The sequence below is a fragment of the Tardiphaga sp. 866_E4_N1_4 genome (genome assembly GCF_052076075.1).
Lineage (GTDB): Bacteria > Pseudomonadota > Alphaproteobacteria > Rhizobiales > Xanthobacteraceae > Tardiphaga > Tardiphaga robiniae.
The window spans coordinates 3476048-3502005 of the sequence record NZ_CP197242.1; the positions used below are offsets into that span (position 1 = coordinate 3476048).

Here is a 25958-nt window from a genome sequence, read left to right on the forward strand (position 1 = left end):
CTCAAACCAAAACCGGAATCAGGCCATAAAAAACCCGGCCTGAACAAATAGCTCGGCCGGGATCAAACTGTCCCCGGCCTGTTTAGCGAGTTGTTTAACGTGGCTGCAAGCCGGCCGGCTCAAATGACCACGGAAGAGACCAGAAACTAGTCCCACACCCGCCTGCCGTCAATATGGGCATACCCCGGTCAAATTGCCCAACTGCCCTGCGGCCAAATCTTCCATGTTTTCTTTGCTTTCCGGCACCGTCTTACCTAATCAATGGCCGTGCCCGCCGGCTCCCCGGAGCCGGCCCGGCAAGCTCGACGGGACCTATCACGCCTCCCGTCCCGAAGGTTTTGAACATGTCGAAATTACCACCCGCCCCGCCCTCGCTGGATGAACTGCGCAAAGAGATCGACAGCATCGACGCGCAGGTTCACGCCCTGTTGATGCAGCGCGGCGACATCATCGACCGGCTGATTTCGGTGAAGCAGACCCAGGAGGTCGGCTCCGCCTTCCGGCCGGCGCGCGAGGCCGACATGATGCGCCGTCTGGTGCAGCGCCATCGCGGCATCCTGCCGATCGACACCGTCGAGAGCATCTGGCGGGTGATCATCTCGACTTTCACTTACGTTCAGGCGCCGTTCTCGGTGCATGCGGATCTGTCGCTCGGCGAGAGTGCGATGCGGGATTCCGCACGCTTTCATTTCGGCTTCACGGTGCCTTACGTCGCGCATTTCAGCGCCGCCGCAGCGGTCGAGGCCGTGGCCAAGTCCAAGGGTGATCTCGCGCTGGTCTCGGCGACGTCCAGCCGCACGCCGTGGTGGATCCCGCTGGAAGCCCTGGGCGCGCCGAAGATCATCGCACGCCTGCCGTTCATTGAACGCGCCGACCATCCGGCCGCATTGCCGGTGTTCGTGGTGTCACGCGTTGCCGACAGCGCCATGGTGACCGAGGTCGAGATGTGGAGCGTGCGGGTGTCCGGCTGGAATGCCGAGACCGCGCGCGCGCTATCGCCGCTGGCCGAAATCGTCGCCGTGCCGGATACCGCCTTTGACGGCGCGGCGCTGCTGATCTCGATCACGAGAGCCTCCAGCCTCGACAAGATCAAGTCGGCGCTGATCGAAGCCGGCGCCTCGGTACGCTCCACGGCTCTCGTCGGCAGCCACGCAACCCGCTATACCGTGGCCGCCAGCGACGCACCGCGTTCGTAAGCCAATTTGACGTTCTGGAGTTGAAGATGTCTCGTCCCGTGCCGAAGCCCGGCATTCTCGATATTGCGCCCTACACCCCTGGCAAGAGCCCGGTGGTGGAGCCCGGCCGCAAGACCTACAAGCTGTCGGCCAACGAGACCCCGTTCGGTCCGTCGGCGCGCGCCAAGGACGCCTTCGCCACTGCTGTCGCGCATCTCGAGGATTATCCGGAAGGCACGTCGAAGGTGCTGCGCGAGGCGCTAGGCCACCGCTTCGGCCTCGATCCCGCGCAGATCATCTGCGGTGCCGGTTCCGACGAAATTCTCAACCTGATTGCGCATGTCTATCTCGGCCCCGGCGACGAGGCGATTTCGACGACGCACGGCTTTCTGGTCTACCCGATCGCTACCCAGGCGAACGGCGCCACCAATGTGGTCGCTCCGGAAACCAACTTCACCTGCAATGTCGATGCGATCCTGAACTGCGTCACGCCGCGCACCAAGCTGGTGTGGCTGGCGAACCCGAACAACCCGACTGGCACCTATCTGCCGTCCTCCGAGATCAAGCGCCTGCGCGCCGGCCTGCCGGAGCACGTGCTGCTGGTGCTCGACGCCGCATACTGGGACTACGTGACCAAGGGCGACTACGACAACGGCCTGGAGCTGGCGAAGACCACCGAGAATACCGTCGCCACCTACACCTTCTCGAAGGTGCACGGCCTGGCCGCCTTGCGGATCGGCTGGATGTTCGGCCCTGCGCACATCGTCGATGCGATGAACCGGATTCGTGGGCCGTTCAACGTCTCGGCGCCGGCGATGATGGCCGCAGTGGGGGCGATCGAGGACACCGGCCATGTCGAGATGTCGCGCACATACACCGCCAAGTGGATCGGCATCCTGACCGAGGAAATCACCAAGCTCGGCATCGAGGTGACGCCGAGCGTGGCCAATTTCCTGCTGATGCATTTTCCGGCGACCGGCAAGACGGCAGCGGATGCCGATGCGTTCCTGACCAGGCGCGGGCTGGTGCTCCGCGCCGTGACCAATTACGGCCTGCCGAACTCGCTGCGCATGACCATCGGCACCGAGGAAGCCAACAGGCTGGTGATCGAGACGCTGCGTGAATTCATGGCATCGAATTCGGGGCAATGACGTGAGCGCCACGCCGCCCTTCAAACGTATCGCGCTGATCGGGCTTGGCCTGATCGGCTCGTCGCTGGCGCGCGGCATCCAGCAGCTCGGCCTTGCCGGTGAATTGGTTGCCACCGACAATTCGGCGGCCGTGCGCGCACGCGCCGTGGAAATCAAGCTCGCCGACCGCATCGCCGACGACAATGCCAGCGCCGTCAAGGATGCCGATCTGGTCATCGCCTGCGTCCCCGTCGGCGTGGCGGGTGACGTGGCGAAAAGCATCGCAGCACATCTCGCGCCCGGCGCAATCGTCTCCGACGTCGGTTCGGTGAAAGCCTCCGTGCTGCACGCGATGTCCGAATATCTGCCGGACAACATCCACTTCATTCCCGCGCATCCGGTCGCCGGCACGGAAAACTCCGGCCCGGATTCCGGCTTCGCCGAACTGTTCAGCAATCGCTGGTGCATTCTGACGCCGCCCGAGGGCGCGGATCCCGCGGCCGTCGAGAAGCTCACCGGCTTCTGGGCTGCGCTCGGCGCCAATGTCGAGATCATGCAGGCCGCGCATCACGATCTGGTGCTCGCGGTCACCAGCCATCTGCCGCATCTGATCGCTTATACAATCGTAGGCACGGCCGACGAGCTCGAAGACGTGACTCGTTCGGAAGTGCTGAAGTTCTCCGCGGGCGGTTTCCGCGATTTCACCCGTATCGCGGCATCAGACCCGACCATGTGGCGCGACGTGTTTCTCGCCAACAAGGACGCGGTGCTGGAAATGCTCGGCACCTTCCAGGAAGACCTGTCGAAACTGACCCGTGCCATCCGCCGCGACGATGGCGATGCGCTGTTCGAGCACTTCACCCGCACCCGCGCGATCCGCCGCGGCATCGTGAGCATCGGTCAGGATGAAGCGGCACCGGACTTCGGGCGCAAGCATCAGGCGCTGACGAAGAAGGATTGAGGCTCTTCTTCCCTTCTCCCCTTGCGGGAGTATGAGCCTCTATGTAACCAACTGAGATGGCAGGGGAAACGGAAATCGGTGTCCGTATAATGTCCCTTGTACGCGGTTCCCTTGGCGCCGCGAACGTCGTCGCCGATTCCGCTGACCGTTCGTTATCGCGTGACAGCTCAATGCCAGACACCCACGCAGCGCACAGTGAGCCGAGTTCATCAACGTTGCCTATCTCCAAGTCTCCGCAGGAAGCGAACCAAATAAATCGTTCATCTTTCTGGACACCCGTGAAGTCTATAAGGGCCTATGTCACGGTCAGCGCTGACACCACTGGATGAACCCAATGACAATGCGAGAGGCACGGTCGTCACGCGCTAGGGTCACCACGGCGTCGAACGGGTCTGCAGCGGTCGGTGATGATCACGGTCGAGGCGCGAGCGGTGACGATGCAGTAGGCTCAGGAATCCGGCAATCCTGCGCAAACAGATGGTCTGTAGAACTGAAGTGCATTCTCGTTCAATCGGCCACATCAACTGCCGCCACCGAAAAGCCGTCGGATATTTTGACCTCGCCAATTTGGCGAACAGTCCGGCCAATGTCCTTTAGGGCTTCGCTTGCTTGCGCCGCTATGTCATCACCCGGAGCGATTATGAATAATCTTCGTCCTTTCGTAAGTTTCCCGGAATTGGAAAGAGTTTTCAGGTCCGTAGAAGATGAATCCCAAGCCTCGGTGGGTCTGACAACCGATGGGAAGGCGCCGGGGTAGGCGCTACATTCCAAGAATGTGCGAGGGATCGTGACTGGTGGTAAACTCGGGAATTCATCTCTAACGCGACCGGAGATCCAGAACGCGGCTCCGGCCTTGTAATTCGGAACAATGAACCGGCGTGCCTGACTTACGATCTCGTACAGTCTTCGCTCATTAGATCCATCTATAAACCATGGGAGTGCCCCGTATCCTGTGGGGAAAGTCAAGCAAACTAGCGCAGCCAAGCTTGCGTATAAGGGCACAGCACTATAGCGCCAGATTGCCAGCGCGGCGAACATGATGAAGGCTAGCGCAACTGGGTATCTGACTTTGGCGCCGATATTGACCCCGATCGTCGTAGCGGCCACGCACAGCGCGATGGCAATGAGACAGGTGATGATTACGGTCGTCGGGATGTTCAAGCGAGGGGCCTGCGAGAGGCCTGCTCCGCAGGCGAGGAAAGCAACGGGATACATCCATGGTGCATAGACGTTCTGTTGCAGGACGACTTGACCAGAAAACTCCCAAGCGAAGCACATGACGGCCGCGGGGATGTACACGAGAGTCGGGATAAGATTCCGGCGGTCAACGTCGCGGAAGATGATTGCTCTAGCCAGAGCAACTAGCGATACACCGAAGGCCGCGACGAAAAACGCGATGTTGGTGTCAGTCTTGAACCACTCGAAATTATTCGGTGTTGGCCGAGCATAAAACCCTGGCTTAACGGCGATGAAGACGGCGTAAATTTCCGGGCTGTAAAAATAGAAGTTGTTTCCTATAACCCAACTGAACGCGGCGAGACCAAGAGACGCAACCGCGAAGCCGACCAGTCCCACGATGTTGAAACGAACAAATGAGAGGATCGGATTTGATCGCTTGGATACTGCGAAGAATAGAAGCGGTACTGCGAATATGAACAAGATGATCGGAATGTGAGTATAGACGCAAAGAGCATAGAATGCGCCGACAGCGAAGGCGCCGGGCAGTTGGTTGTCACGCGATGCACCATAGAGTGTTGCAGCAATCGCAGCACTGGCCCATAGCACGCCTGCACCCGTCACGTAGTCATGGGACATAGAGCCGAGAACGAGGGTCGAGCAGGAGAATAGTATCGCTGTGATCGCGCCTACTCGCGATCCGTAAAGTTTGATCGCTGCGTAAGTGAATAAGCCAGACGTTAGGAGAATGTGCGCCCAGAACTTCAGGTCATGGAAGGCGACTGTCGATAAATGGGGCGCGACATATGACCATGGGAGGACAGCGGAGTACCGGATAATTTGGTACATTCCGGGAGCAACGGACACTGAATTCCAATAGTCCTCGAAGATCCCAAAATAGTACCAATCGTCGCACGCCGGACCGTTTGCATATCCAATGCCGTGATTGAGATTAAAAGCAATGAAAACGACGACCACGACGATTACCATGGTCGCCGCCCAGGCGACTCGTGAAGATCCCACCAAGTGCTCCCAAACCTTTGTTGGGATCATCTTAGCGTGTCAGGCGCGCTCAGGAAAGTGCACTCGTACTTGCGAACTTGGGATTCGTCCAAGTCTACACTACATCGTCGAAATCGACCGGGGACAGGATTCTAGCAACGTCACAAGCCCCCGTGTGTCTCTGGTTTCCAATTCGCAATTCACCGTCATCAAAACGGAAAAGCTATGAAGCTCAACGACGAATACGAGACGCTGACAATCACAGGTCAGAGCCAAAAGTCTGGGTCAGCATTCGGCGGCTTCTTTCGCGCTCCCCGAGTCTTCTCTCGCGCCTTTCCCGCTTCGGATCGCTCAAGCGCAGCAACCGGGTCGGACTCGTATCGGCTCAAACCGGCATCGAGCATCCGTTGCAACAACTCGGCGGCATGCTCGTCGCGGCTCGGCCGTTCGATATGGGCGAACATCGGCGGCGACTGCCATGGCAGCAAATTCAGCGCGCTCATCTGGCAATGAAACGCGGCTGACGTGGCGAGAGCGAGCCAGTCGCCGCCCTCCTTGGCGAGCTTGCCGTCGATCCGCTCGGCCTCCTTCGGGTGTTTGCGCGCGATGTCGAGAGCGTGAGAGAGCGCGGCGAGATCAATGGGGTTCAGACTCATCGCGTCGCTCCAAACTCATCCGCTCGTAGTAACGCGGGCTCCTGCCTGCCTTCGACCGACTTCGATGGCTGACTGCCTGCCGGATTCAATCTGAGTCGCTCCCGTCTCGAACCGCTTTGCGGTTCGATCCACCCTCTCCCGCGGCGCGCAGCTACGCTGCGCTGGGGGAGAGGGGAAGCGAGAAACTGGCCCCTTAAAACAACGGCGGGATCTGCGCCACGCGCAGCGGCCCGAGGAACACCGCGCCATCGACAAATTTCAGCGGGAACGACCGCGCCGCTTTGCCTTCCAAGACAGCCGCAGTCCCGATCGAATTGACGCCGGCGGCAAGGCCGCTGCCGGCATTCTTGCGCACGACATTGCCGAGACCGGGGATCGCGCGATCCAGCGCACCGAGAATGTTGTTGACGTCTTGCGACTTCACGCCGGGCGCAATGCGATCCAGCGCCTCCTGAGGCACGCCCATCTCGAGCAACTTGTCGATCCCGAGGGCGGCGATAGCCTTGTCCAGTCCCGCCACGGTCATCTGCAATTCGCCGTCGAGATTGCCCGCGGCGGTCAGACCGAGCGAGCCCGTCGCCAGCGAGATGATCTCCCCCTGCTGGACGCGCGACTGCACGATCTCGACGCGTCCACCTGCAGCCTGAAGCTCGCGGAAACGTTGCGGCCAGGGCTTGGGCGAGACATCCTTGAGGCCGCTTAGCAATGCGCGGATATCGGCGTCGAAGGGTGCGGCGAGGATCGGATGAACATCGGCAATGCTGCCGCTCCTGATCTGCAGGGCCGTCTCGATCACCGGCTTGTCCGGCGTCGAATTCGCTGCCGTGCGGCCATGCAATTCGACCTGTTTGGCACGTGCGGTCGGCGCCTGCACCGAGCCGGCGAAACGGTCGAGCGACACGTCGTCGAACACAATGTCGGCGCTGTCAGGCGTACCCGGGAGACCGGTGATGCTGCTGCGCGCCGAGCCCCAATTCATTACCATCGCCGGCTGACCGCGCTCGGACAGGACTGCCGGCGCGGTGAATTCGGCGACCAGGAGCCGCGGCGTGTAAATCTGCGCAACCACAACGATCTCACCGAGCTTCGCGGTGATCGGCACCTGCTTCGCATTCTGGGTGGCCGTTTGCGAGGTCAGCGAAACGCTGACACCGCTACAGCGGACTTCGAGCCGGAACGGGAAGCCGGAGACCGAACGGTTGGCGCAATCATAGACGCGGCCAGCCGCGGCCTCTCGGGAGCGCCAGATATCGACGTTTTCGTCGACCTTGGACGCGGCATAGAACCAGAAGCCGCTCCACGCCGCCGCAAGGACGACGATGATGACGGGCAGGATGAAAATCGGCCAGAGGCGGCGCTGGGTGGGCTGTGCATATTCGGACATGGCGGGACGTAGATCGCATGATTTTGTCAAATCGGCGATCCCTTTCATGGGGTTATCCTGCGGTCGCAGGGCCACATTGCAGGAAATCAAGATCGCCCGGGCCCAAGGTTTCTGCTAGGTCGGCATCATGACCGCGAAAATCACCGCCCAGCCCGATTCCGACAGCGATCTCTGGGTGTTCGGCTATGGCTCGCTGATGTGGCGGCCGGGCTTCGAGTTCATCGAACAGGTGCCGGCCCGGCTGATCGGCGAACATCGGGCGCTCTGCGTCTATTCCTTCGACCACCGCGGCACGCCGGAAAAGCCCGGCCTCGTGCTCGGCCTGGACCGCGGCGGCGCCTGCCGCGGCATTGCCTTTCGCGTGGCAGCCAAGCTGCGCCATGACACCATCGCCTATCTCAGGGAGCGCGAGCAGACCACCCATGTCTATCGCGAGGTCATGCGCTCCGTCTGGCTCGATGACGTGGAGCGTACCCGCGTCAGCGCGCTGGCCTATGTGGTCGACCGCGGCCATGTGCAATATGCAGGGCGCCTGAGCCTCAGCGAGCAATTGCACTTCGTGCGGCAGGGCCACGGTCGTTCCGGGCTGAACCGCGATTACGTGCTGTCGACCGTGAAGGCCATCGAGGCCGAAGGTTTTCGCGACGCACAGCTCCATCAGCTCGCAGCCATGCTGCACGAGTGAATAAGCGCTAGCTCTCTTTCACCGCCACATTCGGCACGCGCCCGAAGATCGTCGCCTGCTCCGCGCGCGCCTCCGCAACGATACGATCGGTGGCGGCCTCGATCGACGTGCTGATCGCCGCGATGAATTCCTTGCGTGGCAGGCCGGCCGGCAACGGATCGAGAAACTCCACCACCAGCGTGCCGGGATAGCGCAGGAAGGTGCGGCGCGGCCAGAAGAGGCCGGAATTCAGCGCCACCGGCAGACACGGCGCGCCGGATTTGGCGTAGATCTGCGCGACACCGGGTTTGTAATCCGGTGGTGCCTCGACAGGCCGACGCGTGCCTTCGGGAAAGATAATGAGCTGACGGCCGAGCTGGATTTCCTCGGTGGCGCGCTTGGCCATATCGATGAGCGAACGCGCACCGCCATCGCGATCGACGCCGATCATTTTCGACTTCTTCAGATACCAGCCAAAGAACGGAATCTGCCCGAGCTCGCGCTTGTAGATGAACAGCGGCCGGTCGAAGAACGGCATCAGCGCGAAGGTCTCCCACATCGATTGATGTTTCGAGGCCACCACCAGCGGCCCCGCCGGAATTTTCTCGAGTCCGCGATAATCGACCCTGGTGTTGCAGACGATACGCATCAGCCAGATGCTGCTGGTCGCCCACGCCTTCGCGATCGCCATGAAGGCGCGAGGCGGCATCACGAAGGTTGGAATCGCCACCAGTATCCAGAACACCAGCAGCACATAGAACAGCACGTTGTAGATCAACGAACGCACGAATATCGAAGTCATGGTGTTCCGATCAGCTCAATTGCAGTTCAATTCGCAGACGCCGTGGCCGGCTGGCGCTGCGGCGCGTCGCTCTGCTGGTCGCTGCCGGAATCCGGCATCAGATCAATACCGATATTCGCCAGCCGCACCCGCGCTTCGGCCGCGAGATATTTGACATATTCCGATAGCAGCAACCGCAGCGTCGGGCCACTGGTCCACCACGGCTCGTCACGCCATTTGTCGCCAATCACCGAGAACGGGATCAGCTCGATATCCGGCATCTCATGTGACATTTCGACGATCGCGCGCGGCATGTGATAATTCGAGGTCACCACGATCAGCGACTTGAAGCCGCGCTCATGGACCCAGCGTTTGGTCTCCACCGCGTTGCTGCGGGTGTTGACGGCGGAGCGATCGAGATCGACGCAGCAATCCAGCAGCCGCTGGCTGTCCGGCAGCGTGCGCGAGATATTGGCGGCGCCATTGGTCGGATGCACGCCGGAGATCAGCAACCGTTTGCCGAAACCGTTGGCGAGCAGTTCGAGCGCATCCGCGACGCGCGACGATCCGCCGGTCAGGACCACGATGCCGTCGGCATTCGCCGACGGCTTCAGCTCGCCGCTGCGCAGTTGCGCAAGAAACGCAACGAAACCGATGGCGCCGACCATGAAGGACAGTGCAAATGCGACCACGAGTGCCGCACGGATGACGCGCCGCCGCGGTGGCGCGGCAACGGGCATCTCCGTGGTGTTCTGGTCGTCGAGCAAGGTCATCGGTCTGGCGTTTGGTCCTTTGGCAGCAATCTTAGGTATTTTTCGGCGCCTTGGCGATGCCATCGCCTGTGCCTGGCGCGTTACTCGATGTCGTTCAGCGTCGAGAACAAAGTGCGGCGCGATGCCCAGGCGGTAATTCCTGCTATCAACAGCGCCTGCCCTGCCACCGCGAGATAGCCTGACGACCGCAGCGAGAACGTCCCCAGCAATGCGGCGAACTGGTCGCCCACCGGCGTGCCGGAAAACCAGCTCGCGATCGACTCCGAAAACCCGAACATCAGCATCGCGGCACCGCCGCCAATGATACCGCCCTGCAGGCCAAGCCGCAGAAAGTGGCGGAAGAAGCGATTGGCGATGTAGCGGTCGCCCGCGCCGACGAAATGCAGCACCTCGACGATCGGCCGGTTCGCCGCCATCGCGCCGCGCGTCGCAAAGGATACAGAGATAATGGTGGCGATAATAACGAGCGCAAGGATGCCGAGCCCGGCCAGCACCGTTGCCGATGTCATCGACCGCATCCGCTCGACCCAGGCGCGATGATCGTCAACGCTGGCCGAGGGCACGGCCTGCGTCACCCGCTTGCGCAAGCCAATGATATCGAGCGCCGTCCCCGGCGCGACACGTGCAATGATGACGCGCGGTACCGGCAGCTCGTCGAGCGACAGTCCCGTGCCGAGCCACGGCTCCAGCAACTGCGCCGATTGCTCCCTGCTATAGGGCTGCACCTCGACAATCCCCGGCTGCCCGCGAATGGCGTCGGTCACCGCCTGCGTATCGCGGTCGAGATCGCGGCCGCCCTGCGGCTTCACCTGGATGGTGATTTCGCTGGCGACTTCCGATTGCCACTCCGACGCCGAGGCGCTGATCAGCAGCACCGCGCCCGTCGTGATGGAGGCGAGGAACGTCATGATAGCGACGACGGCGACCAGCGCGCGGCCGGCGATCGAGCCGCGCGGCACGATCGGGGATGCATTGCGCGCCTTTGCCGGGACCTGCGGGCGATCGGTGCCGAGGTCCATCAGCGGGCCGTGTTCTTCGCCGATTCTACTCATAGATATGCAGCCGGCCTTGATGCAGCACCATGCGCCGCGCGTCGTATTGATCCATCAATGTAATATCGTGGGTCGCGATAATCACCGCGGTGCCCGACTTGTTGAGTTCGATGAACAGCCGCAGCAGACGCCGGCCCAGCGTCGGATCGACGTTACCCGTCGGCTCATCCGCCAGCAGAAGCATGGGCCGTGCGATCACCGCGCGCGCAATCGCAGCGCGCTGCTTCTCGCCACCCGACAGGATCGGCGGCAGCGCATCCATGCGATCGCCCAGACCCACCCATTTCAGGAGATCGATGACCTCGCGCCGGTAGCTGGACTCCTCACGCCCCATCACCCGGAACGGCAGCGCGACATTCTCATAGGTCGTCATGTGGTCGAGCAGACGGAAATCCTGCAGCACGATACCGATGCGTTTGCGCAAGTCGGCTATCTCGTCCTTGCCGAGCAGCGAGATATCCTGGCCGAACAGATTGACCAGCCCGCGGGTCGGCCGCAGCGACAGGAACAGCAGGCGCAACAGCGAGGTCTTGCCGGCGCCGGAGGGACCGGTCAGGAACTGGAACGAATGCGCAGGGATCTGGAAATTGAGGTCGCGCAGAATCTCCGGGCCAAGCCCGTAGCGCAAACCAACATTTTCGAACCGGACCACATTCAGCTCCGTTCGATGGGTTCAAAAAGCCTCAAAAAGACGGTCAATTGCTTGTGCGGCCGTTATGGTTTCCGATTCGTTAACGGTCGTCTTGTAGCCTGCCGGCCATGTCATCGGCTATCGGCTCCATGCATATCGTTTGCCCCAATTGCACGACGTCCTACGCCGTGAACCCGGCTACGTTCGGCGATGCCGGACGGACCGTGCGCTGCGCCCGCTGCAAGGAAGTCTGGCTGGCGCGGCCGGAGGACCTCTCCCGCGCCGAAGCCCGTGTTCCCGCCATGGCGGCGAAGGCCAGCGAGCCCGATCCGAACGAGGATATGAGCGCCTGGGGCGTGACCGAGGACGACGACGCCTCGGCGCCGAACGTTCCGGTGGTAGAAAGCCCCTCGATTTCAGCCGACTGGCCGGTCGATGCCAATAATCGTACCGAGGAGGCCGACTGGGCCACGCTGGCGCAGCACGACGCGGTGGCCGCGATGCGCGCCACCCCGCCGTCGCGCCTTGCCGTGCTGGGCCGTTTCGTGCCGTCGCTGCCGCGCCTGTTCGTCATGCCGAGGCACAGTCTGCCGATCGCCACCGCTGCCATGGCGTCGCTGTTGCTCGCACTGGTGATCTGGCGCATCGACCTGGTCAAGCTGATGCCGCAGACCGCGACTTTCTATCAGGCGGTCGGCCTCGACGTGAATATACGGGGGCTTGCCTTCAAGGACGTCAAGGTCACCACCGAGACCGTCGATGGCAAGTCGGTCTTGCTCATCGAAGGCCTGATCGTGTCCGAAACCCGCACGCCCACAGCATTGCCGCGCCTGCGTTTCGTGGTCCGCGACGAGAAGGGGACTGAAATATATGGCTGGAACGCCGTGCTCGAACAGCCCGGCCTCAATCCCGGCGACAAGACATGGTTTCGATCGCGGCTGGCCTCGCCGCCCGCCGAGGGCCGCAGTATCGATGTGCGCTTCTTCACCAAGCGCGACGTCGCCGGCGCGTAAGTCTGAGGAGTTGTCGTGGCGCGTATCCTGATTGCAGATGACGAAGAATCGATGCGGCTGCTGGTCGGCCGCGCCATCGCCATGGATGGCCATGAGATCGTCACGGCCGAAGACGGCGCCGAGGCGCTGGAGATTCTCACCGAGCAAAGCGGCGCTTTCGACCTGCTGCTGACCGACATCAAGATGCCTGTGATGGACGGCATTGCGCTGGCGCTGGCCACGGCGCGCGATTTCCCCGAACTGACAATCCTGCTGATGACCGGTTACGCCGACCAGCGCGAACGCGCGACGGGCCTGAATGCGATCGTGCACGATGTGGTGACGAAGCCGTTTTCGGTGGCGGATATCCGCACGGCGGTGGCGGACGCACTGGCGGTGAAGAACAAGGCATAGAGGGCTCTTTCTTATCCCTCCCCCAAGCGGCGAAGCCGCGCAGCGGGGAGGGTGGCTGGCCGAAGGCCAGACGGGTGGGGTCGTGCCACAAACGCCGCTCTCACTTGCCGAAGCACCCCACCCCGGCCTATCGGCCGACCCTCCCCGCTGCGCTTCGCTTGGGGGAGGGAAACCGCTGGCACCGGCGCTTCCTAACTCCGCCCTTAATAATCCTTCAGCAACCGCTCGATGTAATCGAGTTCGAGCTGCGGCCGCGTCGTGTCGCCGAGACGACGACGCAACTCTTCCAGGATCCTCCGCACACGCTGCACGTCGATCTCGCCGGGAATCTTCACCGTGAGATCGTCGCCAAGTTCGCGGCCACGCAGCGGACGCCCGAGCGGATCGCTTTGCCGGCCACCGCTCTGCTGGCGGCCAGGATTGTTGCCGGGGCCGTCGTTCTGGCCTTCACCCTCGCCCTGCTGCATGGCCTGCGCGAGCTTCTGTGCGCCCTTGCGGAGCGCATCGAGCGCCTTGCCCTGCGAACCCACAGCGCCATCGGCATTGCCCTCACCGAGTTGGCCGCCGGCATCGCCCATGGCGCTGTCGGCATCGCCGAGACCATCACCGTCGCCGTCGCCATCAGCGTCCGCCTGGTCGTCGCCGCCTTGACCTTGGCCCTGCCCTTGCTGACCCTGCTGGCCTTTTTGCCCCTGCTGTCCTTTTTGGCCCTTCTGACCCTGACCCATGCCCTGCTTGGCGAGTTGATCCTGCAGCTGCTTGAGGCGGTCGCGCAGATTCTGCTGATCCTGCTGCAGATCGCCCATACCCTGCTCGCCCTGCTTGCCGCGGCGGCGCTCGTTGCGCTGGTCCTGGCCCTGCTTGAAGGTCTTGTCGCGCAACTGCTGCTGCTTGCGGATCATGTCCCCAAGCTCGTTCATCGCCTGATCCATCTCGCTGTCACCGGACTGGCCGGGCTGCGCCATCTGCAGGTTTTCCAGCATCTGCTGCATCTGTTCGAGCAGTTGCTTGGCGGCGTCCTTGTCGCCGGAGCGCGACAGCCGCTCCATGCGCTCGATCATGTTGTTGAGGTCCTGCTGCCGCATCACCTTGGTGTTCTTGTCGAGCGGACGCGCCAGCTGCTGCGGATTCTGCTTCATTTGCTCGGCGAGCTGCTTCAGGAAATTGTCCAGCGCCGCACGCAGGTTCTCGGTGAGCTTCTTGATCTCTTCGTCGCTGGCGCCGCGCTCCAGCGCCTGCTTCAGCGCGTCCTGCGCCGCCTTCAGCGCCTTGTCGACATCGGTGATGTCGCCGTCCTCGATGGTGACGGCGAGCGCCCACAGGCTGGCGACGACTTCTTTCAGGGCCGCGTCGGTGCGGGCGCGTTCGATCTGGGTGGCAACACTGCGCAGCCCGAGATACTGACCGGCTTCCGGCGTGAAAGCTTCCGGCGCGATCATCAGGGCCTGCAGCGCGAAGGAGACTTGGCCGCGCTGATTGGCGTCGAGTGCCAGGATACGGCGCTGTTCGATCAGCGCGCGTGGCAGCGGCTTGGTGAACAGCCGTTCCGGCAGTCGCATGCTGAACGGCTCGCTCTTGCCCTCGTTGCCCGACTCATCCTTCGCGGTCAGCGTCAGCGTCACATCGGCGCCGGCATAGGGATCCTCGCTGAGATCCTTGACGGTCTGGCCCACACCGTTGCGCGTGCGCGCATTTGGCAGCACCAGCGCAAATGACGGCGCATCGAACAGCGGCCGCGGCTTGGCGGCTTCCTTGATGCCATCCTTGGTCTCAGCGGGACGCGCCGCGAATTGCGCATGGGCTTCGGTAACGCCGTAGTCGTCCTCGAGCTTGTAGGACATCTGCAGCGAACCGCGCGCCTGACGCTCCGGGTCCTTGGCGAGCGCAATAGTCGGCGGACGATCGCCCGTTGCCGTGAACTTCCACTGCGGCTGGCCGGACGGCGCACGGACATGTGCCGTCCCGTCAGACGTGATGATGAAATGCTTTTCGTTGGTGCCCTTCGGGGCTTCCGCCGTCGGCGCCACATCAGCGACACCGCCGGTGAGAACGACATCAAGCGCGCCACCGCTGGAGCGCACGATTAGCGTCGAGCCCGACGGCACCGGCAATGCAGCGGCATCGGCTGTGGACGCGTCCTTGTTGGCGGCCGACAGGATGATCGGCGGCTTGCCGGTATAAGGCGGCGGCGTGATCCATGCGTCGACGCGTACATTCGCCGGCGCCAGCACGCCGTTCCAGTCGAACGCTGCCATGATCCGCGCACCGCGCTCACCACTGGCGGCAAACCAGGTGGCGAACAGCAGCACGACCACGATGGCGCGCAGCGCCCAGGGGTCATGGATCGCGAGACGCGGCGACGGCAGGCCAGCGCGGATTTTCTTGAGCGAGGCCAGCGTACGCTCGCGCTGAACCAGCCACAGCGCCCGGGCCATCGGGTCCTGCGACGACAGCGTGTCGGTCAGCGCCGTTGCGGGACGATGCGCAATGCCGGTACCGCGATCGAGGCGCGACAAGCCCTCTTCACGCGATGGCCAGCGAAACTTCAGGAGAGGAACGAGCGTCGCCAGCGCGGCAATGACGAACAACGCAAGACCGATGGCGCGCGCCGTGAAGGGAAGCGTCAGCCACAGACCAGCCCAGGACGCCACCAGAAACAAACCGACGACGCTGAGCAGCCGGGCCAGATGTGGCCATCCCCGCTCCCAGGCAATCGCCACCCGGGCGCGCTGCAGCGCCTGCGCGAGCTGAAGCTGTGCCGCCGCCTGACGATCGGCATGTACGTCGCGTTGGGGGTCTGGTCGGTCGGGGGGCGCAGCGCTCAACGACGATCTCCGATGTTACCGCACGACACACTAGCACGGCGGCGGCAATGAGGCATGGCACGGGGGCCATCCGTGCACATGCAAAGCCTGAGCCTAAGTCGATTCGGAGCGATTGGGGTCACGAAGCCGTGAGGGGTCTTTGTAAGGGAACGCCGGCCGTGCGCTCCCTCGCCCCGCTCTTGCGGGGAGAGGGTGGGGTGTGGGGCTCTTCGAGATCCGCCTACCTGCGCTTGAGCTTGAAGAGAGCCCCGTGCCCCGCCCCTCACCCGCCGCGAAGGCGCGGCGACCTTGTAACTTGCCAGCCGCCGGATCTGCTAAGTTGTGCGGAGCGGTGGCAGGCGGGAGACCGAGTGACCTGAGGGACACCAAGCCCGTGGGAGAGCGCGGGTCCTTGCTTGCCGTTCCATCGAACCCGAACAGTCGCTTGGGCCGCTCAGCAAGCCCGGTTGCGCAAGGATGGGATCAGATGGACGCGATTTATGTTGGCATCGATGTGTCGAAGGATCGGCTGGATGTGGCGTTGCGTCCGGGCGGTGAGAGTTTTGCGGTTGCCCGCAATGGTGCGGGGATCGATGATCTGATCGCGCGGCTGAAAGCGCGGCCGCCACGGATGGTGGCGATCGAGGCGACGGGCGGCTTTGAGACGGTCGTCGCCGCAGGATTGGCCGGCGCCGATCTGCCTGTGGTGGTGGTCAATCCGGCGCAGGTGCGCGCCTTTGCCAATGCCCTCGGCAAGCGCGCCAAGACCGATCCGATCGATGCCATGGTGATCGCGCATTTTGCCGAGGCGACCAAACCGCAACTGCGGCCGCTTCCCGATGCGACGACGCGGCTGCTAGCCGATCTGGTGGCACGTCGGCGCCAGATCGTCGAGATGATTGCCGCGGAAAGCCAGCGTGCACGGCGCGTCAGCAATCTGCGGCTGAAGAAGAGCATCGCCCGGCTCCACAAGGCACTGGAGAAGGAGTTGTCCGAACTGGACGACGACATCGGCGATCACGTGCGGGGATCGCCGGCCTGGGCCGAGAAAGAAGACTTGCTGGTGTCGGTGCCCGGCATCGGTCCGACCATCGCGCGCAGCCTGATTGCCGAACTGCCGGAGCTCGGCACACTAGATCGTCGTCAGATTGCGGCGCTCGCCGGTTTGGCGCCATGGACTCGGCAATCCGGCCAGTGGCGCGGCAAGAGCTTCATCGGCGGCGGCCGGGCCAATGTACGCCGCGTGTTGTTCATGGGAGCGATGGTGGCCGCCCGCTTCAATCCGCAGCTCAAACTGTTCCGCGACAAGCTTGTCGCCGCCGGCAAGCCCAAGCTCGTCGCTATCATCGCCCTCGCCCGCAAGCTGCTCACCATCCTCAACGCCATCCTGCGAGACAAGACCCCATGGCAGCATCAAAACGCTTGACCAACAAGACAGTCGCTCTCCCCGCGCAGAGCGGGGAGAGGTAAAATCACCGCCTCACAGCCAGGGCGCAGCCTTGTCCATGGCGATCAGTTGCTCGACCTCGATCCGCGGGCGAACCACCGCATACTGATCGTCCTTCACCAGCACTTCCGGGACCAGCGCGCGGGTGTTGTAGGTTCCCGCCTGCACCGCGCCATAGGCGCCGGCGGTCATGATCGCAAGCAGATCGCCAGACTTCAGTTCGGGCAGCTTGCGGTCGAGGGCAAGGTAATCGCCGGTCTCACAGACCGGACCGACCACATCGACGGCCGCGAGCTTCGCACCGGGCGCTGGCGCCGCCACCGGAAGGATCTCGTGATAGGCCTCATACAGAGTCGGCCGGATCAGATCGTTCATGGCAGCGTCGATGATGACGAAGGTTTTGCCGTCGCCATGCTTCACATGGATGACGCGCGCGACGAGAATGCCGGCATTGCCAACGATCATGCGGCCGGGCTCGAACATCAGCGTGCAGCCGAGATTGTGCGTCACGCGCTTGACCATGGCCGCATAGGCCATCGGCTCCGGCGGTGCGGCGCGGTCCTCGTAATAGGGAATGCCGAGACCGCCGCCGAAATCGACATGCGAAATCGTGTGGCCGTCGTTGCGCAGCACGGTGACGAAATCGGCCAGGATGCGAAATGCCTGCTCCATCGGCGCGAGATCGGTGATCTGGCTGCCGATATGCATGTCGACGCCGGTGACCTCAATCCCCGGCAGCTTCGCAGCGCGGGCATAGACCTCGCGTGCCTTGCTGATGGGGATGCCGAACTTGTTTTCGGACTTGCCGGTGGAGATCTTGGCATGCGTGCCGGAATCCACGTCCGGATTCACGCGGATCGAAATCCGTGCCGTACGGCCGGTCTCGCTGGCGATCTCCGACAGCAATGCGAGTTCAGGCTCCGACTCGATATTGAGGCAGAGAATGTCCTCATCGAGCGCCAACCGCAGTTCATCCGCAGTCTTGCCGACGCCGGAAAACACGATCTTCTTCGGCGGGATGCCAGCGGCCAGCGCGCGCTTCAACTCACCACCGGAGACCACGTCGGCGCCCGCGCCGAGCTTCGCCAGCGTACGCAGTACCGATTGGTTGGAATTCGCCTTCATGGCGTAGCAGACCAGCGCCTTGGTATCGGCAAAGGCCTCGGTAAAGACGCGGTAGTGCCGCTCCAGCGTTGCGGTCGAATAGCAATAGAACGGCGTGCCGACGGCGTCCGCCATTTCGGCAATATCAACGCCTTCGGCGTGCAGCACGCCGTTGCGATAGTCGAAATGGCGCATGGCGAGTTAGTCCAGGATCGGATCGAGCAGGAACGGTTTCTTGCGACCACGGGTCGCCGCCGGCGGGCCCTCATCGACACCGTTCGAGGGCGCGAACACGTCCCTGCCCTTATTGGCAGCCGACTGTGCATCGGGATCGGCCGCCGGAGCGCCGGTGCCCATCGGCTGCGCGGACGCCTGTGGCGGCAGATCGAGGCCGCCTTTACGGCCGCAGCCAGCCAGCGCCAAAGCAGAAACGGTCAGAACGAGAATGGCCCATCGCGCGGACGCAGGGCGGGTCGGACGAGTCACAGCTAAATCCCCAAATGCGGGCGCACCATACAAAGATTGCCGCGCTCTGGCGAGACCCCGAAATCCATTGAATTTTCGCACGCCAAGCCCGATCAGCCCAATTTCCGCTCTTTTTCCAGTCGCTTGAGCCAGGCCTTCGCCTGCGACGTCACATTCTTCGGCGCCGTGCCGCCATAGCTGACCCGGCTCTTCACCGACGATTCCACCGACAGCACCTTCATCACTTCTGCCGTGATCTTCGGTTCCACCGCCTGCATCTCCTTCAGGTCGAGCTCGTGCAACGCCACGCCCTTCTTGGTGGCGATGCCGACGATGCGGCCGGTGACATGGTGCGCCTCGCGGAACGGCATTTTCAGCGTCCGCACCAGCCAGTCCGCCAGATCGGTGGCGGTGGCATAGCCCTCGCCGGCAGCAAGCTTCATGCGCTCCTCGTTGGGCACGAGATCGCGGACCATGCCGGCAATCGCGCGGATCGCCAGCGATAGCGCCGAATAGGCCTCCATCGCGCCCGCTTTGTCCTCCTGCATGTCCTTCTGATAGGCCAGCGGCAGGCCCTTCATGACAATCAATAATCCGGTGAGCGAGCCAATCACGCGGCCGGTCTTTGCGCGGACCAGTTCGGCGGCATCCGGATTGCGCTTCTGCGGCATGATCGAGGAGCCGGTGGTGAACTTGTCGGAGAGTCTGACGAGACCGACCAGCGGCGAGGTCCAGATCACGATCTCCTCGGCGAAGCGCGACAGATGCACGGCGGCGATGGAAGCCGCCGACAACGTCTCAAGTACGAAATCGCGGTCCGAAACCGCATCGAGCGAATTGGCCATCGGCCGATCGAAGCCCAACGCCTTGGCGGTGGCATGGCGGTCGATCGGGAATGAGGTACCGGCCAGCGCCGCGGCGCCGAGCGGGCTTTCATTGAGGCGCTTGCGCGCATCGGCGAAGCGGCCGCGATCGCGCGACACCATTTCCACATAGGCCAGCAGATGATGACCGAAGGTCACCGGCTGCGCGGTCTGCAGATGGGTGAAGCCAGGCATGACCGTGCCGGCATGTTCCAGCGCGCGATCGACCAGTGCCCCTTGCAGTGACGCGAAGGCCGCGTCGATCTCGTCGATCGTATCGCGCACGAACAAGCGGAAATCGGTCGCCACCTGATCATTGCGCGAACGCGCGGTATGCAGGCGGCCGGAGGCCGGACCGATCAGCTCGCCGAGCCGGCTCTCCACATTCATGTGAATGTCTTCGAGCGCACGCTTGAATGTGAACGCCCCCTTGGTGATCTCTGACAGGATCGTGTCTAGACCGCCTGCGATATTTTTCGCATCTTTCGCGGTGATAATCCCTTGCCTGGCAAGCATCGCAGCATGGGCCTTGGACGCGGTAATGTCCTGGGCATAGAGGTGGCGATCGACGTCGATGGAGACATTGATTTCCTCCATGATGGCGTCGGGGCTTTCATCGAACAGCCCGCCCCACATCTTGTTGCTCACATTGGAGCCCTTACCGTCATTGCTGGACTTGCCGTTGCCCTTGCGCGAAGCCATGAATTGTCACTCATCTTTAACCGCAGCCGACGGATCGTCCGTCGCCAACCGTTGCATAGCCCTAACTGAGACCGAATGACAAACCCTATGCCCGACCAGCCTGCCCCCCGTCCGGCCAAACGCCGCCTGATCGTGCTTGGCGCGGTGCTCGTGGGCGCCGTGATCGGCTTTGCCGCGGTATCCAATATGGATCGGCTGCGGCAGCAGGCTGCGCCAGGCGATCCGACCTGCGCGCCGGCCATCGCACTGTCGAAGAAGATCGAGCCGCTGGCACGCGGCGAAGTCGCCGGCCTGACCATGGCCAGGACGCCGCTGAAACTGCCGGACCTCGCTTTCAGGGATGCCGACGGCCAGGAGAAGAGATTGTCAGACTGGCGCGGCCGGACGGTGCTGGTGAACCTGTGGGCCACTTGGTGCGTGCCCTGCCGCAAGGAAATGCCGGCGCTGAACAACCTTGAGACCAAGCTCGGTGGCCCGGATTTCCAGGTCGTTGCGATCAATATCGACACCCGCGACGCCGAGAAGCCGAAGGCTTTCCTGAAAGACGGCGGCCTCAACCGGCTGGATTATTTCACCGACACGTCAGCCAAGGTGTTCCAGGACCTCAAGGGCATCGGCCGTGCACTGGGTATGCCGACCTCGGTGCTGATCGACGGCAAGGGCTGCGAGATCGCGACGATCGCCGGCCCCGCCGAATGGGACAGCGAAGATGCCATCAAGCTGCTGAAAGCGGCGGTGAAGCCCGCCGCGGCCAGTTTCTGAAGACCACGGCACAGACAACTGCGACATACGGCCGCCTGCGCGGATCGCAAAATTCTCCAGAATGCTGTCGGATGAACGCAATTGCGTTCGTCTTGAAAACAACCGGGCCACGCGCGCCCGGCGCCGACGCATGACAGCAGGGAGAAACGACCAATGGCCTATATCGACGGATTCCTCGTTCCGGTGCCGAAGAAGAAGCTGAAAGCCTATGCCGCCATCGCGCGCAAGGCCGGCAAAATCTGGCGCGAATACGGCGCACTCGACTATCAGGAATGTGTCGCCGATGACGTCAGCGTCGGCAAATGGACATCGTTCCCGCGCAGCGTGAAACTGAAACCCGACGAGACCGTTGTGTTTTCCTATATCATCTACAAGACGCGCAAAGATCGCGACCGCATCAACGCCAAAGTGATGAAGGATCCGCGCCTCGCCAAGATGATGGATCCGAAGGCGATGCCGTTCGATGCCAAGCGCATGATCTATGGTGGCTTCAAGACGCTGGTTTCAGTCTGACGCAACAACGGAGGACGCCATGACGCCGCACGGTCATTTCAACTGGAATGAATTCGTGACGCGCGATCCCGAGCGCGCGAAAGCCTTCTATCAGGAGACCATCGGCTGGACCTATCAGGCCAAGAAGCTGGCGGGCGGCGGCATCTACTGGATCGCAATGATGGACAATGTGCCGGTCGGCGGCATCTTCCACGCGGAAGGCCCGGGCTACGAGAATGTCCCCGATGGCTGGATGCCGTATCTTGCGGTCGACGATGTCGATGCGCGTGTGACGAAAGCCGTCGCGGCCGGCGCGACGCTGATGCGGCCGGTATTCGACATTCCCGATGTCGGCCGGCTCGCAATCCTGCTGCAGCCCGGCGGTGCCGGGATCGGCTGGATCACACCGGTCGCGTAAGAGAATCCGGGAGGCAGCAGGCTGCTGCCTCCCTTCGCGCTTCAGGCCGGCACTTCGCCGCCGCTGCGCGACAGCAACACGAGCAGCGCGCCCGCCAGTGTCGCCGCTGCGAGATAACCAACGGCACCGAACGGGCCGAAACCGTCGACCAGAATGCCGCCAACGACTGCGCCAACCGTGATCGCGACCTGGAAAGCCGACACGAGCAGGCCGCCCGCAGATTCAGCTTCGTCCGATGCGACCCGCACCATCCATGTCTGGAAGCCAACCGGCAGCACGCCGAAGGCAAAACCCCAGAGACCAACCGCGATGCCCGCGACAAGGCCCGAAGCGCCAAAGACAAACAGCACCAGCGCGAGCACGGCGATCGCCGCAGATCCCGTGACGATCGCAAGTTTCGCACTACGGGCGACAAGCACCCCGCCCGCGAAATTGCCGAAGAAACCGCCAACGCCATAAGCCAGCAGGACGAGCGAGATCGCAGTGACCGGAAGCTGCGGCACTTGTTCAAGGAAATGCCGGACGTAAGTGAATCCGGCGAAGTGGCCCGAGATACTGACGGCGATTGCGATCATCACAAGCCGGACACTGGGCCGACGCATCAGCACGAACAGCGTGCGCACATCCGGTGATGTGAGCGGCGGCAAGCGCGGCAGCGTCAGCACCTGAAAGACGAGCACGACGGCGCCGACAGCGGCCGCCAGCAAGAACACGTTCCGCCAACCCCACAGATCTCCAAGATATGCACCGATGGGCGCAGCGCTGACGGTGGCGATCGAAACGCCACTGAAAATCAGCGAGATCGCGCGCGGCAGCGCCTCCGCCGGAACAAGCCGCATCGCGGTGGCCGTTGCCATTGCCCAAAAACCGCTGAGGCTGATGCCGAGCAGCACGCGGGCAAGCAACAGGATTGGAAGATTGCTCGCGGTAGCCGACAGCAGATTGGACACGATCAGCAGCACCGTGAGCGACCACAGGACGACGCGGCGATCCATGGCGCGTGTCACAATGGCCGTCGCAAGTCCGGCGATGATCCCGACAAGGGAGGTCGCCGTCACCACCTGCCCGGCAGCGCCAACCGAGACCCCGAGATCCGTGGCGATCGGCGTGAGCAGGCTGGCGGGCAGGAATTCAGCCGTGACCTGGCTGAACGCGCCAAGCATCAAGGAGACAACAGCCGCCCAGGCCGCGTTCGTCCGCTCATTGGTTATTGGAGAAACATCGGCATCAAGTGCAGCAGTGGCGGAATCAGTCATGGCAGTCTCCAGCAGGGACCCCGGAGATGGAGGTGACCTCTTGGAGTTTCCATGCTAGAAAACCCGCAATGCTTGATCATTCGTCCACAACTGTCGCCACTCACCCCCTGACCGAAATGCTCCGGGGCTTGAAGATTGAGGGCGTCGATTACGTCCGCTGCCGCATGACCGAGCCATGGGGGCTGGTATTCCCGGCACGGCCGAAGGCGCAATTCCACTTCGTCGCCGAACGCGGCTGCTGGCTGCGAACTCTGGATAACGCGTGGGTCCGCCTTGAACCAGGCGATGCCGTCTTGCTGCCGCGCGGCGCGGAACATGCGTTGGCGAGCTCGCCCGATGCCTTCCCGGCACCGGTCGAGAATTGCCAGTTCGAACCGGTGTGCTGCGGCATCCTCGACACCTGCAGCGGCGGCAACAGAAATGGCGAAGAAACCGTGCTGTTCGGCGCCGGCATGACCTTCAACCTCGACAGCCAGCATCCGTTACTTCTGATGATGCCTGAGCTGATGCAGATGCACGAACTTGCCACCGACGAGCCCGCCATCCCGCATCTGCTTGAGGCCATGACGTCCGAACTGGCGCTGGATCGCGTCGGTGCCGGCGGCATGCTGACGCGGCTGGCCGATGTTGTCGCCGCTGCACTGATCCGCAACTGGGTGGAGAAAGGCTGCGGCTCTGACGGTTGGGTCGCAGCCGCGCGCGACCCCGGTATCGGGCGAGTTCTCGCCGCGATCCACCGCGATCCGACCAGGGACTGGACCGTCGAGGCGCTGGCGAACGTCATGCATGCGTCACGCTCGGCGTTCGCATTGCGCTTCGCCAATGTCGTCGGCCAGACACCGGCCCGTTACGTCGCGCAATTGCGGATGCGGGAAGCAAAGCAGTGGCTCGTTCGCGACCGCCTGAAGATCGCGGTCGTCGCACGTCGGCTTGGCTATGAATCGGAAGCCGCGTTCAGCCGCGCCTTCAAGCGCATCATCGGCGCGCCGCCGAGCCATTTTCGCGCGACACTGACTGTAGCCTCTAACGGCGAACGGCCAGGCTCCACAGCGCCTTAGGCGGCGATATCGAGATTGCCGCCGACGCCCGCACTGAGATTGGCCTGCGAGGCCTGCTGCGCGCCACCGAGCAGCGTGAGCACAGTGTTCTTTTCCATGTCGGCATTCGACTTCATGATCGAGGTTGAAATCTGCTGCTGCGTTCCCGCCGCCTTCATGGCAAGCGCGCTGGCAACCAAAGCCATATCCATCAGAAACACTCCGTAACGTCGTACCGCCGGTATAGCGATGCGGGGTTAAACGAATGTTGACCTGGTGCAACAATCAGCCAGCATTCGCCCGAAATGCTGCGCCCAGCGTGCGCAGCGCGCCGCGCGCCCGCGCATCGGTGAGGCTGGAATGCAGCATCGTCTCGGCATCCTGCAATTTCGGCAGACCGAGGCGTGGGCCAAGATCGATGCTGCCGGCGGGAGCAACACGGCGGACCAGCGCACCAACGGCGAGGCCGGCGGAGATCGCCGCGCCGATGGTCGCAACGCCGCCGCCAACGAAGGCTTCGGTCCACGGAATGCCAGCCCCATCGAGTGCCGCAATCGCCGCCGAACGGACCGTACATGGCGCGGACTGCGCCGCGAGTCGCAGCGGCTCACCGGGCGCGTGCCGAAAATCCAGCGTGCCCATCCAGCCAAATGGTTCTTCCATCAAGACCTCGCCGTCACCACGTCGCCTGTCGATCCGCAACACGATCGCCGCGTCGAGATCGCCAGCGTCATAGGCTGACAGCAGGACCCGCGATGACTCGATCCGCAATTCGATCACCAGGGACGGATCGGTCGCGCTCATGCGTTTCAATACGTCGGCAAGATCGGCGCCGACGAGATGATGGCTGATCCCCACCACCAGACGCCGCCGCTCCGCAGCGAATGAGCCAATGGCCGACTGATGCGCCGCGACGAGATTTCGGGCGGAGGCCAGAAAAGCCACCCCCTCCGCCGACAGGCGCACCAGCCGCGGCGTTCGCTCCAGCAGGCGCTTACCCAGCCCGCCTTCCAGCCGCTTGATCTTAAGGCTGATCGCCGACTGCGTGCTTCCCATCGCCTCGGCGGCGCGGGTGAAGCTGGTGAGATCGGCCACCAGCACGAAGGCCTGCACGGCCTCGATATCGAGCGCTTTCATCGGCCAATCATTTCAATATGACATCATTGAAATATTATTTCATACGATTTTCCAATGATCAATATGGGATTAGGTTTGCTGCATCGGATTTGAACGACAGGAGACCACCATGCCGCTGGTTCGCATTTCACTGAAGAAGGGCAAGCCCGCCGCCTATCGGGAGGCGATCGCCGAAGGCGTCTATCAAGCGCTGCGCGAGACCTTCAACGTCCCGGAGGGTGACCGTTTCGTCACCATCTCGGAGCATGAGGATGGCACTTTCATCTATGATCCGAATTATCTCGGCATTCGCCGGACCGATGATCTGGTCATCATCCAGTTGACGGTGAGTAACACCCGCCCGCGTGAGCAGAAGCAGGCGCTCTACAAACGGATCGTCGAGAAGCTGACTGACAGGCCGGGCCTGCGGCCCGAAGACGTCTTCATCAACCTCGTCGAGGTGCTGCCGGAGAACTGGTCGTTTGGCCATGGCGTGGCGCAGTACGTGACATGATTACGCAGCGCGAGACATTGATGGCGCATCTGTGCGGAGTCGGCATGGGCATGGCGATGATCGTCGGGATGCTGCCAGCGGTGACGAAGCTGATGCGGATGTTGATTTAACTTGGCCGCGAGGCCAACCACACACACCGTCGTCATCCGCGGGCAGCGCGAAGCAAGCTTCGCTGGATGACCCGCGG

At 62.8% G+C, this 25958-nt stretch carries 26 protein-coding genes and 1 riboswitch; of the genes, 12 read left to right on the plus strand and 14 right to left on the minus strand.

Features of this window, described 5'->3' with window-relative positions:
* Positions 1–61 precede the first annotated feature (61 nt).
* Positions 62–141: riboswitch (SAM riboswitch) on the minus strand.
* A gap of 203 nt (positions 142–344) precedes the next feature.
* From AB8B20_RS16985 to AB8B20_RS16995, 3 genes are read left to right on the plus strand one after another with little or no spacing between them, the layout of a single operon-like run.
* A complete protein-coding gene (locus AB8B20_RS16985) occupies positions 345–1196 on the plus strand; it encodes a chorismate mutase (protein ID WP_089267606.1) in 852 nt (283 codons plus the stop codon).
* A gap of 26 nt (positions 1197–1222) precedes the next feature.
* Positions 1223–2326 (plus strand): histidinol-phosphate transaminase, encoded by a 1104-nt coding sequence (hisC, locus tag AB8B20_RS16990; protein ID WP_120288021.1) that lies wholly within the window; start codon positions 1223–1225, stop codon positions 2324–2326.
* A gap of 1 nt (position 2327) precedes the next feature.
* On the plus strand, positions 2328–3266 hold the full coding sequence (locus AB8B20_RS16995; RefSeq protein WP_120287235.1) for a prephenate/arogenate dehydrogenase family protein: 939 nt from the start codon (positions 2328–2330) through the stop codon (positions 3264–3266).
* 507 nt (positions 3267–3773) lie between these two features.
* Here AB8B20_RS16995 and AB8B20_RS17000 read toward each other — a convergent pair.
* From AB8B20_RS17000 to AB8B20_RS17010, 3 genes are all read right to left on the minus strand, one after another.
* Complete coding sequence (locus AB8B20_RS17000) at positions 3774–5432, minus strand: hypothetical protein (RefSeq protein WP_439074554.1); 1659 nt, start codon at positions 5430–5432, stop codon at positions 3774–3776.
* Between the two features lie 278 nt (positions 5433–5710).
* Positions 5711–6100, minus strand: a complete 390-nt coding sequence (locus tag AB8B20_RS17005) for a hypothetical protein (RefSeq protein WP_439074553.1) — start codon at positions 6098–6100, stop codon at positions 5711–5713.
* A 193-nt stretch (positions 6101–6293) separates the two neighbouring features.
* On the minus strand, positions 6294–7484 hold the full coding sequence (locus AB8B20_RS17010; RefSeq protein WP_439075031.1) for a DUF2125 domain-containing protein: 1191 nt from the start codon (positions 7482–7484) through the stop codon (positions 6294–6296).
* A gap of 127 nt (positions 7485–7611) precedes the next feature.
* Between AB8B20_RS17010 and AB8B20_RS17015 the strand changes: the two genes are divergently transcribed.
* Positions 7612–8169 carry a gamma-glutamylcyclotransferase gene (locus tag AB8B20_RS17015; protein ID WP_120287237.1) on the plus strand — a complete coding sequence of 186 codons (558 nt, stop codon included), beginning with the start codon at positions 7612–7614 and terminating at the stop codon, positions 8167–8169.
* A gap of 7 nt (positions 8170–8176) precedes the next feature.
* Here AB8B20_RS17015 and AB8B20_RS17020 read toward each other — a convergent pair whose 3' ends face one another.
* From AB8B20_RS17020 to ftsE, 4 genes are all read right to left on the minus strand, one after another.
* Positions 8177–8950, minus strand: coding sequence for a lysophospholipid acyltransferase family protein (locus tag AB8B20_RS17020; protein WP_120287238.1), 774 nt, complete (start codon positions 8948–8950; stop codon positions 8177–8179).
* A 26-nt stretch (positions 8951–8976) separates the two neighbouring features.
* Positions 8977–9702, minus strand: a complete 726-nt coding sequence (locus AB8B20_RS17025) for a YdcF family protein (protein WP_439074552.1) — start codon at positions 9700–9702, stop codon at positions 8977–8979.
* Between the two features lie 80 nt (positions 9703–9782).
* On the minus strand, positions 9783–10754 hold the full coding sequence (locus AB8B20_RS17030) for a cell division protein FtsX (protein ID WP_068729178.1): 972 nt from the start codon (positions 10752–10754) through the stop codon (positions 9783–9785).
* Positions 10747–11406, minus strand: coding sequence for a cell division ATP-binding protein FtsE (ftsE, locus tag AB8B20_RS17035; protein ID WP_068729180.1), 660 nt, complete (start codon positions 11404–11406; stop codon positions 10747–10749). Before ftsE ends, AB8B20_RS17030 begins: the two co-directional genes overlap by 8 nt.
* 128 nt (positions 11407–11534) lie before the next feature.
* Between ftsE and AB8B20_RS17040 the strand changes: the two genes are divergently transcribed.
* Together AB8B20_RS17040 and AB8B20_RS17045 are read left to right on the plus strand one after the other, a co-directional pair.
* Positions 11535–12398, plus strand: a complete 864-nt coding sequence (locus tag AB8B20_RS17040) for an MJ0042-type zinc finger domain-containing protein (RefSeq protein WP_439074551.1) — start codon at positions 11535–11537, stop codon at positions 12396–12398.
* A 15-nt stretch (positions 12399–12413) separates the two neighbouring features.
* Complete coding sequence (locus AB8B20_RS17045; RefSeq protein ID WP_439074550.1) at positions 12414–12791, plus strand: response regulator; 378 nt, start codon at positions 12414–12416, stop codon at positions 12789–12791.
* A gap of 203 nt (positions 12792–12994) precedes the next feature.
* Here AB8B20_RS17045 and AB8B20_RS17050 read toward each other — a convergent pair whose 3' ends face one another.
* Positions 12995–15616 (minus strand): TIGR02302 family protein, encoded by a 2622-nt coding sequence (locus AB8B20_RS17050; protein ID WP_439074549.1) that lies wholly within the window; start codon positions 15614–15616, stop codon positions 12995–12997.
* Positions 15617–16082: 466 nt separating this feature from the next.
* Between AB8B20_RS17050 and AB8B20_RS17055 the strand changes: the two genes are divergently transcribed.
* Positions 16083–17021, plus strand: a complete 939-nt coding sequence (locus tag AB8B20_RS17055; RefSeq protein WP_439072572.1) for an IS110 family transposase — start codon at positions 16083–16085, stop codon at positions 17019–17021.
* A 54-nt stretch (positions 17022–17075) separates the two neighbouring features.
* Here the strand turns inward: AB8B20_RS17055 and lysA are convergent, their stop codons facing one another.
* The 3 genes from lysA to argH all read right to left on the minus strand — a co-directional run bounded on the left by lysA (position 17076) and on the right by argH (position 20122).
* Complete coding sequence (gene lysA, locus AB8B20_RS17060) at positions 17076–18341, minus strand: diaminopimelate decarboxylase (protein WP_089267614.1); 1266 nt, start codon at positions 18339–18341, stop codon at positions 17076–17078.
* A 6-nt stretch (positions 18342–18347) separates the two neighbouring features.
* Complete coding sequence (gene lptM, locus AB8B20_RS17065) at positions 18348–18632, minus strand: LPS translocon maturation chaperone LptM (protein WP_175365989.1); 285 nt, start codon at positions 18630–18632, stop codon at positions 18348–18350.
* 92 nt (positions 18633–18724) lie between these two features.
* Positions 18725–20122, minus strand: coding sequence for an argininosuccinate lyase (gene argH / locus AB8B20_RS17070; protein WP_439075029.1), 1398 nt, complete (start codon positions 20120–20122; stop codon positions 18725–18727).
* Between the two features lie 141 nt (positions 20123–20263).
* Between argH and tlpA the strand changes: the two genes are divergently transcribed.
* From tlpA to AB8B20_RS17085, 3 genes are all read left to right on the plus strand, one after another.
* Positions 20264–20938, plus strand: a complete 675-nt coding sequence (gene tlpA, locus AB8B20_RS17075; protein WP_439074548.1) for a thiol:disulfide interchange protein TlpA — start codon at positions 20264–20266, stop codon at positions 20936–20938.
* Positions 20939–21091: 153 nt separating this feature from the next.
* A complete protein-coding gene (locus tag AB8B20_RS17080) occupies positions 21092–21451 on the plus strand; it encodes a DUF1428 domain-containing protein (RefSeq protein WP_089267616.1) in 360 nt (119 codons plus the stop codon).
* A gap of 19 nt (positions 21452–21470) precedes the next feature.
* Complete coding sequence (locus AB8B20_RS17085) at positions 21471–21848, plus strand: VOC family protein (protein ID WP_439074547.1); 378 nt, start codon at positions 21471–21473, stop codon at positions 21846–21848.
* Positions 21849–21889: 41 nt separating this feature from the next.
* On the opposite strand, the gene AB8B20_RS17090 is transcribed toward AB8B20_RS17085, so the two are convergent.
* On the minus strand, positions 21890–23104 hold the full coding sequence (locus AB8B20_RS17090) for an MFS transporter (protein ID WP_089267618.1): 1215 nt from the start codon (positions 23102–23104) through the stop codon (positions 21890–21892).
* 68 nt (positions 23105–23172) lie between these two features.
* On the opposite strand from AB8B20_RS17090, the gene AB8B20_RS17095 reads away from it, so the two are divergent.
* A complete protein-coding gene (locus tag AB8B20_RS17095) occupies positions 23173–24162 on the plus strand; it encodes an AraC family transcriptional regulator (protein WP_439074546.1) in 990 nt (329 codons plus the stop codon).
* Here AB8B20_RS17095 and AB8B20_RS17100 read toward each other — a convergent pair.
* Positions 24159–24353: a putative motility protein gene (locus tag AB8B20_RS17100; protein ID WP_439074545.1), complete on the minus strand. Its 195-nt coding sequence runs from the start codon at positions 24351–24353 to the stop codon at positions 24159–24161. The two genes, AB8B20_RS17095 and AB8B20_RS17100, sit on opposite strands and share 4 nt — an antisense overlap.
* A gap of 73 nt (positions 24354–24426) precedes the next feature.
* Complete coding sequence (locus AB8B20_RS17105) at positions 24427–25278, minus strand: LysR family transcriptional regulator (protein WP_439074544.1); 852 nt, start codon at positions 25276–25278, stop codon at positions 24427–24429.
* A gap of 109 nt (positions 25279–25387) precedes the next feature.
* Here AB8B20_RS17105 and AB8B20_RS17110 point away from each other — a divergent pair, with 109 nt between their 5' ends.
* Entirely contained in the window at positions 25388–25771 is a 384-nt protein-coding gene (locus AB8B20_RS17110; protein ID WP_439059914.1) for a tautomerase family protein, read from the plus strand.
* The last annotated feature ends 187 nt before the right edge of the window (positions 25772–25958 follow it).

Coding starts and splice junctions, on each gene's coding strand:
- AB8B20_RS16985 (WP_089267606.1), top strand. CDS start 345: ATGTCGAAATTACCACCCGCCCCGCCCTCGCTGGATGAACTGCGCAAA.
- hisC (WP_120288021.1), top strand. CDS start 1,223: ATGTCTCGTCCCGTGCCGAAGCCCGGCATTCTCGATATTGCGCCCTAC.
- AB8B20_RS17000 (WP_439074554.1), bottom strand. CDS start 5,432: ATGGTAATCGTCGTGGTCGTCGTTTTCATTGCTTTTAATCTCAATCAC.
- AB8B20_RS17005 (WP_439074553.1), bottom strand. CDS start 6,100: ATGAGTCTGAACCCCATTGATCTCGCCGCGCTCTCTCACGCTCTCGAC.
- AB8B20_RS17010 (WP_439075031.1), bottom strand. CDS start 7,484: ATGTCCGAATATGCACAGCCCACCCAGCGCCGCCTCTGGCCGATTTTC.
- AB8B20_RS17015 (WP_120287237.1), top strand. CDS start 7,612: ATGACCGCGAAAATCACCGCCCAGCCCGATTCCGACAGCGATCTCTGG.
- AB8B20_RS17020 (WP_120287238.1), bottom strand. CDS start 8,950: ATGACTTCGATATTCGTGCGTTCGTTGATCTACAACGTGCTGTTCTAT.
- AB8B20_RS17025 (WP_439074552.1), bottom strand. CDS start 9,702: ATGACCTTGCTCGACGACCAGAACACCACGGAGATGCCCGTTGCCGCG.
- AB8B20_RS17030 (WP_068729178.1), bottom strand. CDS start 10,754: ATGAGTAGAATCGGCGAAGAACACGGCCCGCTGATGGACCTCGGCACC.
- AB8B20_RS17040 (WP_439074551.1), top strand. CDS start 11,535: ATGCATATCGTTTGCCCCAATTGCACGACGTCCTACGCCGTGAACCCG.
- AB8B20_RS17055 (WP_439072572.1), top strand. CDS start 16,083: ATGGACGCGATTTATGTTGGCATCGATGTGTCGAAGGATCGGCTGGAT.
- lysA (WP_089267614.1), bottom strand. CDS start 18,341: ATGCGCCATTTCGACTATCGCAACGGCGTGCTGCACGCCGAAGGCGTT.
- tlpA (WP_439074548.1), top strand. CDS start 20,264: ATGCCCGACCAGCCTGCCCCCCGTCCGGCCAAACGCCGCCTGATCGTG.
- AB8B20_RS17080 (WP_089267616.1), top strand. CDS start 21,092: ATGGCCTATATCGACGGATTCCTCGTTCCGGTGCCGAAGAAGAAGCTG.
- AB8B20_RS17085 (WP_439074547.1), top strand. CDS start 21,471: ATGACGCCGCACGGTCATTTCAACTGGAATGAATTCGTGACGCGCGAT.
- AB8B20_RS17090 (WP_089267618.1), bottom strand. CDS start 23,104: ATGACTGATTCCGCCACTGCTGCACTTGATGCCGATGTTTCTCCAATA.
- AB8B20_RS17095 (WP_439074546.1), top strand. CDS start 23,173: ATGCTTGATCATTCGTCCACAACTGTCGCCACTCACCCCCTGACCGAA.
- AB8B20_RS17100 (WP_439074545.1), bottom strand. CDS start 24,353: ATGGATATGGCTTTGGTTGCCAGCGCGCTTGCCATGAAGGCGGCGGGA.
- AB8B20_RS17105 (WP_439074544.1), bottom strand. CDS start 25,278: ATGAAAGCGCTCGATATCGAGGCCGTGCAGGCCTTCGTGCTGGTGGCC.
- AB8B20_RS17110 (WP_439059914.1), top strand. CDS start 25,388: ATGCCGCTGGTTCGCATTTCACTGAAGAAGGGCAAGCCCGCCGCCTAT.